Here is an 11,823-nt window from a genome sequence, read left to right on the forward strand (position 1 = left end):
AAAAATGTAGACACTTTAACCGTTAAAAATTGTTTACCTATGGTTTTAAATCATAAATTATATAATAACGATTTTTTCAAAACAATTGAAAAGGGTAATAATTTCAAAATTAGAGATAAACTTATTCACACTAATGATTCATCAACACTGAATAATATAAATAAAATTGACTCTGGAATCATTGTTTTTTGTAGTATTGGTTCAATAAATTGTGATAATTTTCTAACTGATTTAAGCTCTAAAATAGGAATTCGATTTTTAGAAAAAAATAATTTATATTATTACAGCCTTTCAAAAAATGAGCAGTATGAATATTTAGTAAGAAAACAAAAGGAAATATTAGACTCTAATATTCAACCACATTTTGCGGTTGTAAAAAAAGGAAAGATAATAAAAGATTTTATAGGGTATAAAAACCTTTCTGAATTGATTAATAAGATAGAACATTAAAAAGAGTATAATTAAATCTCATCCACATCGCCGTTTTCAGATAAGAAAATGGCAATGTTTTTTGTGTTTTCAAACTGAGAAAAGATAATAATCATAATTACAGTAATAGGTACCGAAAGTATCATTCCTGTAATTCCCCAAATTTCTCCCCAAACAGCTAGTGAAAGAATGGTAACTAGTGGGCTTAAATTCAGCGATTTACCAAAAACTTTAGGTTCTACAACATTTCCTACGACTACCTGAATAGCACCAACGGCAAATACAACGATTAAAAAAGGCGTAAACTCACCAAACTGTATCAAACAAAAAATGGCTGGAAAAGCTGTAGCGACTAACGATCCGATAGTTGGGATGTAATTCAATAAAAAAATAAGGAAGGCCCAAAAGGGTGCACCATCTACTCCAACCATTAGCAAAACAAAATAACTTAAGATACCCGTTAATAAACTTACATAGGTTTTTAAACGTAAATAGTTAGAAATTGAGCTTTCTACCTTTTTTAAGATAAATTGAAAGCTTTTTGAGCTTCCTTCATGATTAGAGAATACACGTTGTAGCTTTAACTTAAAGTTGCTTTCCTCTAAGAAGATAAATAAGGCATAAATAATAATCATAAAGGTATCACCTAGCAAACTACTAATTCCGTTCGCTATATCGCCTAAAACAGAGCCATAATCAAAATCTCCTACTACCGATTTTACTGAAGTGATGATATCAATATGAAAAAAGGTATCTAAACTTTTAATGATAGCATCAATATTAGGTTCATATTTCGAATATGATGTGGTTAAATTGGAAATGCTATTGGTAATAATTTCAGAAACAAACCCAAAACCTAAAACAATAAGAGAAAATACAAACACATTACTCAACCAAAAAGGAATAAATCGTTTAGCAAAAGGGATTTTATAAATAGTTTTTCGAATTTCTCTTGTTAAAAACCAAAAAATAAGTGCGAAAATGAAAGGAATTAAAATTCCTTTTCCGATAACTAAGGTAGCTAAAACAGCTACGGTTACGATAATAAAGTTGGCTGCGTTTTTCACACGTTTAAATTTTTATAATTGTTTTATCAAAAATTTAATTATAAAATTGAGAACGTGTGTAACCGCTACGCTCTCACATTAATAAATTTTAAGCTTTTTTTCACAAAAGATAGAGCTTAAAATTTATTAATGTTCGTTTCATAATTATTATGAACGAATCCACTGTGAAGGATTCAATCGGTCTTTGTTTTTATACAGCATAAAACTAAGTTGTGTTTTACCAGTAATTTTATCAGTAAAAACTTTTCCTAATTTTTCACCAGTTTTTACCATATCTCCTTTTTTAACATATACTTCTTTCAACTTGACGTAAGTAGAAATATAGTTACCGTGTTGTACATAAACAGATTTTCTACCATCAGGATGTAATTGAACTACTAATACTTTTCCGTTAAAAATACTTTTTACGTCGGTACCTGCTTTGGTTGCAATATACAATCCGTGACTGTTAATTTTGATTCCAGGAAATGTTGGGTGCGGTTGTACCCCATATTTTCTGGTAATAATACCATTAACTGGCCAAGGAAGATTTCCTTTGTTTTGTTCAAAATTTGCTAATAGGGCTTTTTCTTCAGCATTTAAAATAAACCCAGAGCTACTCGTTTTACCTTTGTCGGTTTTTTTACCTTCATTGGCTTTGGCAATAGCGTCTCTAATTAGCTTGTCAATTTTAGCAGCAATTCTTTTTTCTTCTTTTTGCTTTTGTTGTAGTTCGTTTTTATATTTTTTTTCTTCCTTTTTAATTTTTGAAATGAGTTGTTCTTGATTTTTTTTATCTTCTTCAATTTCTTTTTTCTGATTTTTCTCATCAGAAAGTAAAGCCTCTTTTGATTTTCTTTGTACAATTAACGAATCATTTAACTGCTCAATTTCTTTAGCTTTTACAACAATTTCTTCTCCTTGTTTTCTTCTAAAATCACTGTATTGTTGCATGTATTTTAAACGCTTGTAAGCTTGATAAAAGCTTTCAGAAGAAAGTAAGAACATGGTTTTACTTTGTTGCGATTTACTTTTGTATGATTTTACAACCATATCAGCATAATCAGCTTTTAATTTAGCCAATTCATCGTTGTATTTTTTAAGCTCTTTTTCGTTTGATCTTATCTCTAAAGACAAAGCTTTCGACTCTAATTCTATTGTTTCAATTAAGCGCTCACGTACCGTAATTTTTTGGCTTAAATCTTTTAAATCGTCTAAAGCGTTGCTTTTCTTCTTATTGGTTTTAATTATAAGACTGTTAACCTGCTGTATTTCATTTTGAAGTTTTTTTCGCTTATTCTCAAGTTCTTTTCTACTTTGACCAAAAGAAGAAAGTCCTATAAAAAACAGGCATAAAAAGATGTAATAAACAGTGTGTTTCATTATAATTGAATTTCTTTATATCCGTTAGGAATAGTAAAATCTACATTTAATTTCGTGTTGTATTCAACCGAACGCGTATGAATATCAATAATAGTAAACTTATTATTTTCTTTGGCTTGAATGTTGATTTTTTCAGGGAATAAAGTACTATTTTTTTTAGAATATTTAGGATAACTAATATCTAAGCGTTGATTTTTTAACGGATTTATAACCGATTGTTTGTTCAGTTTGAAATGTAAAGGGTTGATGTAAAAAAACAAATCGAACAATTCTGATTGGTTTTTGGGCGATAATTGATATGAATTTTCATGAATGGCCACTTCTTGGCGTTCCGATTTTACATCAACTAAAGCTTCTCCCAATAACATGTTTTGTAATTGTTGAAAGTTAATATCGGTACCTAACAGTTCTTTCAACATGGAAAAATCTCCATCAAAAAAGTTCTTTTTATATGGAGAATAAAATTGTACTCTAGTTGGGGTAATTTTAGCTTTAAAAACGGTAATCATTTTAGACCCTTTCAACCAAATAACCTCATCTTTTTTAATTTTCATACGAACAGAAAAACCAACATTTTCTCTGTTGTCTTTATAGTTAACCTTTAACCTAGCGTCTACCGTTTCTTTATCAAAGTTTGCAGAGCTATGTTTTTTAGCAACTTTTCGCGCAGAAAGTTCTTTAATAGCAGTGCTACTAGTAACGTTTTTAGTTGACTTACATGAAGTAATACTTAAGAATACGATAAGTAAAAGAGTGATATATCTCATAAATTTATACTAACTAGGTTAGTTTTATTTTAAAATTTTGGCTGCTTTATTCTTGTAAGAATTTGATTTTTTAATATCGTTCAACCCATGATAAGACCTTGCCATTTCTAAATAAAACTTTGCTTCTATTTCGTTATTGTCAATAACAAAATCAATGCCGTTTTGTAAGCTTACCAATGCTTTTTTAAAGTTTTTGTTGTCATTGTATGCTTTACCATTCATTAAGTACACGAAAGGTTGGGCTGGAAAAAGCGTTAACCCTTCTTCACTGTACTTTAATAAATCAGAATTATTTTCGGTAGCCAATTCATCTAGTAACGTTTTTAAATTGACAAATGACTTTTCTTTTTCAAAAAGCGATTTAGCATCGATATTTTCAGATGTTTTGTTTGAGGCAACTACTTTTACCTTACGAGCAGTTAAGTTTTCTTCAATTTTACGTAGCTGAGCGTTTAATAATTTTGCCTCTCTTAATTCAGATAAGACAGTTTTTGCAGCTTCAACATCTTTGTTTTGAAGATGTAAATAAACCAATACTTGTTTTTTCTTAGGATGCTTTTCTACAATTTTTTGTTGTGTGATTATTGCATCTTCAAAATTAGCAAGCTTTCTTAAAATAGTGACTTTATGTTCTAACATCCATAAATTACTAGGATCGTTAGTTAAAGCCATATCAATATAACTCAAAGCTTCAGGGTTTCTGCCTAATTGTGTATAGTTTTTTGAAAGCTCAAATAAAACAGCGGTATTGTTAGGAAGTATCTTATTGCACTTTTCTAAATGCTCAATCGCATTTTTATAATTGAAAATAGCCTTATCTGAAAGGGCTCTGAAAAAGTGTTGTTGAAACTCAAAGTTGTTTCTTTCATTAACATCCACAGCAGCAGGAATGCTGTCTTGAGCGTTAAGGTGTTGAGGTGAAAGGTAAAAGGAGAAAGTAAAAAGGAGAAAGAAGAAAGACAGAAAAGCTCTCTTTTCTCTTCTCTCTTCTCTCTTTTTAATAAAAGGCACATTATAACAAAGGTTATCCCATTTGCCTAAAACCTTTAGCCTTTCTTCTTTTAAAAATTTATGTAAGCTCTGTATAATCACCTATACTTACCGATGTATAATTTGCATTGTATTTCGCATGATTTCCAATCATGGCATTATCTAAATTTGCATTTGAAATATGCACATTTGTTTGAATTAGTGAGTTGGTAATAGTTGAGTTTTCAACCACACTATTTTCACCAATTGAAACATAAGGACCAATTTTAGTGTTTTTCAACACTACATTTTTTCCAACATAACAAGGTTGAATAATTTCAGCATTCTCTAATACAACGTCTTCCGATACTAAATTGTTGCCATCAGCTTGTTCAAATCCTAATACAAGTTTGTTAGTATCTACCGTTGGATCTTTTTTACCACAATCCATCCAAGTACTTACTTTACCAGGAATAAACTTAGCTCCTTTTTGTTTTAACGCTTCTAAAGCTTCAGTTAATTGATACTCACCAGAAGGTCTGATATCATTATCAATTAAATAGTTAATCTCATCTAGTAATTTATCAGCATCCTTAAAATAATAAATACCGATAATCGCTAAATCAGAAACAAACTCTTTAGGTTTTTCAACAAAATCAGTAATAAAACCATCTTTTAATTTTACTACTCCAAAAGCACTAGGATCTTCTACTTGTTTTACCCAAATTGCCCCATCAGCATTGGCATCTAAAGTAAAATCTGCTTTAAATAACGTATCAGCAAAAGCTACTACACACGAACCGCCTAATGATTCTTTAGCACAGTAAATAGCATGTGCTGTTCCTAACGCTTCTTCTTGAACATATACTGAACCTTTAGCACCTAAATTTTCAGCTATTTTTATTAATTTATCTTTAGTATCTGCAGGAAAACCCTTGGCAGCAGGTCCGATTATAAAAGCAATTTCTTCAATAGGTTGATCTACAACAGAAGTAATATCTTCTACTAATCGTTGTACAATTGATTTACCAGCTATAACCGTTAGTGGCTTAGGAGTTGTTAAAGTATGTGGTCTTAAACGAGACCCAATTCCAGCCATTGGTACTATAATCTTCATAATTTTCTTTTCGTTTTAACGGTGCAATATACCATTAATAACGCAGTGAAAAAAGTTATAATCCTTTTGGTATGGCGTTAATTAGCGTTTGTGTGTATTTTGTCTTCGGATGTTGGTAAATCTCATCAGCATCAGCTATTTCTTCTACCCTACCTTTGTTCATCACTACTAATTGATCTGCCATATATTTTACGACCGATAAATCATGTGAAATAAAGATATAAGTGAAGTTGAATTCTGTTTTTAACTGATTCAATAAATTCAAAACTTGTGCTTGTACCGATACATCGAGTGCTGAAACCGATTCGTCACAAATAATTAGTTTTGGTTGTAAAGCTATAGCACGAGCAATTCCTATACGTTGACGTTGTCCACCAGAAAACTCATGTGGATAGCGATTAAAATGCGTTGCCTCCAACCCTACTTTTTCTAACAAGTTACACACGTATTCTTTTCGCTCTTTGTTAGAGTTTAAGATGTTATGAACTTTCATCGGTTCTAAAATCGCATTTCCAACAGTAATTCTAGGATTTAATGAAGAAAACGGATCTTGAAATATAATCTGAATTTCTTTTCTAAGTTTTTTAAAATCTTTTCTAGAAAGTTTGGCAATATCTGTTCCGTTGTATAAGATACTTCCCGAAGTCGCTTTTTCTAACTGCAAAATAGTTCTACTCAAGGTCGATTTTCCACAACCGCTCTCTCCTACTAACCCTAAGGTTTCACCTTCATAAATTTTAAAAGACACATCATTTACAGCTTTTACTACTGTTGGTTTTGACCACCATGAAGCGTTGCTGATAAAATCTTTATGTAAATCGACAATTTCTAACAACGGAGGTTGATTGTATATTTTTTGATGAAAAGCAGTACGTTCTTCATCTGTATACACTGTTGCATCAATCGTATCGTTGATAAAATCGCTAACCGTAGGTAAGGTTTTTAGTCGTTTTTTTGTATTGGGTTTCGAATTGATTAAAGCTTTTGTATAACTTTCCTTAGGATGCAAAAAAACACTCTTCGAAGTACCTTTTTCAACCAATTTTCCTTTGTGCATTACCACGACATCATCTACAATTTCAGAAACCAATGCTAAATCGTGAGAAATAAAAATAATACCCATACCGAATTCTTGCTGCAGCTCTTTCAGCAATAAAATTATTTCTTTTTGCACTGTTACATCCAACGCTGTGGTAGGTTCATCAGCAATTAAAAGTTGAGGTTTACAAGCAATTGCCATAGCAATCATAACGCGCTGTTTTTGTCCGCCACTTATTTGGTGCGGATACGAATTGTAAATAGTTTCTGGTCTTGGAAGTTTCACTTTTGAAAATAAAGAAATCACATCTTCTTTAATTTCTTTCGAAGATAGTTGCGTGTGCTGTTGCAAAATTTCAGCAACTTGAACGCCACAAGTTAACGTCGGATTTAAAGAACTCATTGGTTCTTGAAAAATCATAGCGATTTGATTTCCTCTTATTTTTTGAAAATCTGCTTCGTTAAACTCCAATAGGTTTTGCTCATTAAAAAATAATTCGCCTTTTATAGTAGCTGTTTTAGGAAGTAATCCTAAAATAGCTAAAGAACTTATCGATTTTCCACTACCACTCTCTCCTACAATACCCAAAGTTTTATTTTTTTTGAGTTCAAAAGAAATACCTTGAACAACTGAAGGTGCATTTTTAAAAGAGATTTCTAAATTTTTAACAACAAGCATCTATCTTAAATTTTAATAAAAGTACAATTAAAATTTTTCAAATCTTTCTAGAAAAGTAAAACATCAGTTAATTTATTGATAATGAAAGTAAAATAAATAATTGATGCTAAACCTAGTATTTTGCTAGGAAAAATAAGGGTTTAGGCTTTGTAATACAAACTAAAACAGTAAGTTAATTGTTTTAAATATATTATTTTTTATGTTTTTTTATATATTTGTCAATGATTTAACAAAAAATTAAGAGTTATTTTTAGAGTAATTAAATAGCTCTCAATTAGTTTAATTAACATAATAAACCCTTCAAAAATGAAAAACAAAATTACCCTAGCACTTCTGTGCTTATTTTTTGTTGGTGCTTCGTATGCCCAAGAAAAAAGAAACTGTCACTCAATGGAAAATCTAGAGTACAGACAATCTCTTAATCCTTCTTTAAAAAACAAAATGCAAGAAATTGAGTCTTTTACTCAAAAAAGAATTGCAGAAAAGAAGAACTACCAAGGAAAAATAGTAGGAAATACTATTCAAATTCCAGTAGTTGTACATGTTATTTATAACAGTTCACAAGAAAACATCAGTGTAGCACAAATTCAGTCTCAAATAGATGTTTTAAATGAAGATTACAGAAGAACCAATCCAGACAAAACAACAAAATGGTCTCAAGCAGCTGATACAGAAATAGAATTTTATTTAGCTCAGGTAGATCCAAGTGGTAATGCAACCAATGGTATTACAAGAAAATCATCATCTAAAACTTCATGGGGAACCAGTGATGCGATGAAAAAATCATCACAAGGAGGAGTAGATCCATGGGATACTTCAGAGTACCTTAACATGTGGGTGTGTAATATTGGTGGAGGTATCTTAGGATATGCTCAGTTTCCTGGAGGTAGTGCAGCTACTGACGGAGTTGTTATGAGTCCACAATATTTCGGTAGCTCAAGTAAAGGTTCAGGATTCTACTTATCTGCTCCATTTGATAAAGGAAGAACAACAACACACGAAGTAGGCCACTTTTTAAACCTTAGACATATCTGGGGTGATGGTGCTTGTGGTGTTGATGATTTTGTTTCTGATACTCCAGAATCAGATGCTGCAAACTACGGTTGTGCTACTAGTCATTCTTCTTGTGGATCATTAGATATGGTTGAAAACTACATGGATTACTCAGATGATACTTGTATGAACCTATTTACTTTAGGACAAAAAAACAGAATGCGTGCTGTTTTAGAATCGGGAGGAGTACGTAGAAGTTTAGCGTTATCTGATAAAACAGGAGGATCTACTTCATGTACAGCAACGGTACCAACAGGAGTAACTGTTTCTAGTGTTACTTCTTCAGGAGCATCAGTGTCTTGGACAGCAGTTTCAGGAGCAACCTATGATGTAAGGTACAAAGCAACTTCATCATCATCATGGACAACCAATGCGGTTTCTGGAACTTCAACATCTTTAAGCGGATTATCAGCTTCTACTCAATACGAAGTACAAGTACGTAGTAAATGTTCAGACGGATCAAATTCAGCTTATAGTGCCTCTTCAACTTTTACTACTCCAGCAGTTACTATTACTTATTGTTCTTCAAAAGGGAACAGTGTTTCTGATGAATATATTGGAAGAGTACAATTAGGAACTATTGATAATAGCACAGGAGGAGGAAATGGTTATTCAGACCATACAGCTATCTCAACAAATTTAGCAAAAGGAACCTCTCATACTATTACTATTACACCAACATGGACAGGAACAACATATAACGAAGGATATGGTGTTTGGATTGATTATAATCAAGATGGAGATTTTTCTGATTCAGGAGAAACTGTTTGGACAAAAGCAGCATCAAAAGATACACCAGTTAGTACATCTTTTACAGTACCAGCTTCTGCTACAGAAGGGGCAACAAGAATGCGTATAGTTTTAAAATACAATGCAGTACCAACAGCATGTGAGGCTTCGTTTTCTTACGGTGAAGTAGAAGATTATACAGTAGTAATCGGAGCAGGAACACCAGATACAACTGCACCAACAGCACCAACAAGTTTAGCTGCATCTAGTGTAACACAAACTTCGTTGACGTTAAACTGGTCGGCTGCTACCGATAACGTAGGCGTAACAGGATATGATGTTTACCAAGGAAGCACAAATATTGGTTCAGTAACAGGAACAACTACCAATGTAACTGGTTTAACAGCGGCTACAGCCTATACATTTACTGTTAGAGCAAAAGATGCGGCTGGTAATATTTCAGCTTCAAGTAACGCAGCGAACGTAACAACCTTATCAAACACTGTATCATATTGTACTACCAAAGGAAGCAATTCTTCGTACGAATGGATTGATAATGTTGAGTTAGGAGGAATGACAAACGCAACAGGTAACAATGGCGGATATGCTGATTTTACTTCTAAAACAGCAACCTTAGCACAAGGAAGTTCAAACCAAATGATTGTAAGTGCAGGATTTGCTAGCTCTTCATATACAGAATACTGGGCAGTTTGGATTGACTTTAACAAAAACGGAACATTTGAATCTTCTGAAAAAGTAGTTTCAGGTTCTTCATCAAGTGCAAATAACTTAACAGCGACAGTAAATGTACCAGCAGGAGCTTCGTTAGGAACCACAAGAATGCGTGTTTCTATGAAGTATAACTCAGCACAAACAGCATGTGAAACATTTAGCTATGGTGAAGTAGAAGATTATACCGTAAATATTGTTTCTAGTGCAAGACAAGATAGCTATGTAAGTGCAGAAAGATTAGGAAATGAATTTAGTAAAGATATCGTTGCGTATCCAAATCCAGCAGTAGACTTTGTAGAAGTTAAATTAGCTTCCAAAGCTGAAAATATGATGTATAGGATAGTAAATCCTAGAGGAGGAGTAATAAAATCAGGTATTTTAAACACTTTAGATTTAGACGTTTCAAAATTAAAAACAGGAGTGTATATTTTAGAAGTTAATGATGGTCAAAAACTATTAAGAACTAAGTTAATGAAGAAGTAAAAGAAGATTCTTTTATTCTGATAAAACCCAAGCAATTTTGCTTGGGTTTTTCGTTTCTTTGCATAAAATTTTAGAGGATGAATTACCTATCAGTAGAAAATATAGCAAAATCGTATGGTGAAAAAGTGTTGTTTGAAGATATTTCCTTCGGAATTAATAAAGATCAGAAAATAGCCTTTGTTGCAAAAAACGGTAGTGGAAAAACCTCTATTTTAAACATTATTGCTGGAAAAGATACGCCTGATGAAGGACAAGTTATTAGCCGAAAAGGAATTAACATTGCCTATTTAGCGCAAGACGATGACTTGAATCCTGATTTAACTATTGAAGAAACTATTTTTTCTACAGAAAGTACAATTCTTCCTGTCATCCAACAATACGAAAGAGCTCTACAAAACCCTGATGATGCTGAGGCGTATCAAAAAGCATTTGAGTTGATGGAGCAACACAATGCTTGGGATTTTGAAACGCAATACAAACAGATACTTTCTAAGTTAAAACTAGATGATTTATCACAAAAAGTAGGGAAGCTTTCTGGTGGACAAAAAAAGCGATTATCACTAGCAATTATCCTGATCAACAAACCCGATTTGTTAATTCTTGATGAGCCAACCAACCATTTAGATTTAGAAATGATTGAATGGTTAGAAGCTTTTTTTGCAAAGGAAAAAATTACCCTGTTTATGGTAACGCACGATCGTTATTTTTTAGAGCGTGTGTGTAATGAAATCATCGAACTAGATAACGGAAAACTCTATAAGTACAAAGGAAATTATTCGTATTACCTTCAAAATAAAGAAGAACGTTTAGCTTTAGAAGCGACCAATTTAAGCAAAGCGAAAAGTTTGTTTAAAAAAGAGTTGGATTGGATGCGTCGTCAACCAAAGGCACGTACTACTAAGTCAAAATCACGTATTGATGACTTTTTCCAAATTAAAGAAAAAGCACATCAACGAAGAAAAGAACACGAAGTTCAGTTAGAAATTAACATGGAGCGTTTAGGAAGCAAAATAGTAGAGCTTCATAAACTAAAAAAGAATTTTGATGACAAGGTTATTTTAGACGGATTTGACTACGTTTTTAAGCGAGGAGAACGCATCGGTATCATTGGAAAAAACGGAACAGGAAAATCCTCATTTTTAAATATACTAACGGGTAAAATTCCTGTTGATGGAGGGAAGGTAATTGTAGGAGAGACCGTAAAATTTGGATATTATACACAGAAAGGAATCCAAATAAAAGAAGGACAAAAAGTAATAGAAGTCATCAAAGAATTTGGAGAAGAAATACCGTTAACGAAAGGAAGAAGAATTTCTGCAGCCCAGTTATTAGAACGATTTTTATTCGACCGAAAAAAGCAACATGATTTTGTAGAGAAATTAAGTGGAGGAGAACAAA

General features: G+C 32.3%; 9 protein-coding genes. 3 read left to right on the top strand and 6 right to left on the bottom strand.

Annotation, left to right across the window (positions count from 1 at the left end):
- Positions 1–450, top strand: a 450-nt coding sequence (locus OU788_RS10360; protein ID WP_274635094.1) for a hypothetical protein, incomplete at its 5' end; no start/stop codon positions are given.
- An 11-nt stretch (positions 451–461) separates the two neighbouring features.
- On the opposite strand, the gene OU788_RS10365 is transcribed toward OU788_RS10360, so the two are convergent.
- The 6 genes from OU788_RS10365 to OU788_RS10390 form a co-directional block, all read right to left on the bottom strand.
- Complete coding sequence (locus tag OU788_RS10365; RefSeq protein ID WP_274635095.1) at positions 462–1,496, bottom strand: AI-2E family transporter; 1,035 nt, start codon at positions 1,494–1,496, stop codon at positions 462–464.
- A 147-nt stretch (positions 1,497–1,643) separates the two neighbouring features.
- Complete coding sequence (locus tag OU788_RS10370) at positions 1,644–2,858, bottom strand: murein hydrolase activator EnvC family protein (protein WP_274635096.1); 1,215 nt, start codon at positions 2,856–2,858, stop codon at positions 1,644–1,646.
- Complete coding sequence (locus OU788_RS10375; protein WP_274635097.1) at positions 2,858–3,625, bottom strand: DUF4292 domain-containing protein; 768 nt, start codon at positions 3,623–3,625, stop codon at positions 2,858–2,860. The genes OU788_RS10370 and OU788_RS10375 overlap by 1 nt, the downstream gene beginning before the upstream one ends.
- Before the next feature lie 24 nt (positions 3,626–3,649).
- A complete protein-coding gene (locus OU788_RS10380) occupies positions 3,650–4,636 on the bottom strand; it encodes a tetratricopeptide repeat protein (RefSeq protein WP_274635098.1) in 987 nt (328 codons plus the stop codon).
- Between the two features lie 58 nt (positions 4,637–4,694).
- Positions 4,695–5,711 (bottom strand): sugar phosphate nucleotidyltransferase, encoded by a 1,017-nt coding sequence (locus tag OU788_RS10385; RefSeq protein WP_274635099.1) that lies wholly within the window; start codon positions 5,709–5,711, stop codon positions 4,695–4,697.
- A gap of 55 nt (positions 5,712–5,766) precedes the next feature.
- A complete protein-coding gene (locus OU788_RS10390) occupies positions 5,767–7,428 on the bottom strand; it encodes an ABC transporter ATP-binding protein (RefSeq protein WP_274635100.1) in 1,662 nt (553 codons plus the stop codon).
- A gap of 306 nt (positions 7,429–7,734) precedes the next feature.
- Between OU788_RS10390 and OU788_RS10395 the strand changes: the two genes are divergently transcribed.
- The gene (locus OU788_RS10395) at positions 7,735–10,425 is read left to right on the top strand and encodes a GEVED domain-containing protein (protein WP_274635101.1); all 2,691 of its coding nucleotides are present in this window, start codon (positions 7,735–7,737) and stop codon (positions 10,423–10,425) included.
- A 77-nt stretch (positions 10,426–10,502) separates the two neighbouring features.
- A partial coding sequence (locus OU788_RS10400) for an ABC-F family ATP-binding cassette domain-containing protein (RefSeq protein WP_274635102.1) occupies positions 10,503–11,823 on the top strand: 1,321 nt, incomplete at its 3' end.

Origin of the sequence: Tenacibaculum sp. L6, from assembly GCF_028823685.1 — a bacterium.
Lineage (GTDB): Bacteria > Bacteroidota > Bacteroidia > Flavobacteriales > Flavobacteriaceae > Polaribacter.

Excerpts from the sequence above, each read along its gene's own strand:
- OU788_RS10370 (WP_274635096.1), bottom strand. The coding sequence starts at position 2,858 with ATGAAACACACTGTTTATTACATCTTTTTATGCCTGTTTTTTATAGGA.
- OU788_RS10375 (WP_274635097.1), bottom strand. The coding sequence starts at position 3,625 with ATGAGATATATCACTCTTTTACTTATCGTATTCTTAAGTATTACTTCA.
- OU788_RS10385 (WP_274635099.1), bottom strand. The coding sequence starts at position 5,711 with ATGAAGATTATAGTACCAATGGCTGGAATTGGGTCTCGTTTAAGACCA.
- OU788_RS10390 (WP_274635100.1), bottom strand. The coding sequence starts at position 7,428 with ATGCTTGTTGTTAAAAATTTAGAAATCTCTTTTAAAAATGCACCTTCA.
- OU788_RS10395 (WP_274635101.1), top strand. The coding sequence starts at position 7,735 with ATGAAAAACAAAATTACCCTAGCACTTCTGTGCTTATTTTTTGTTGGT.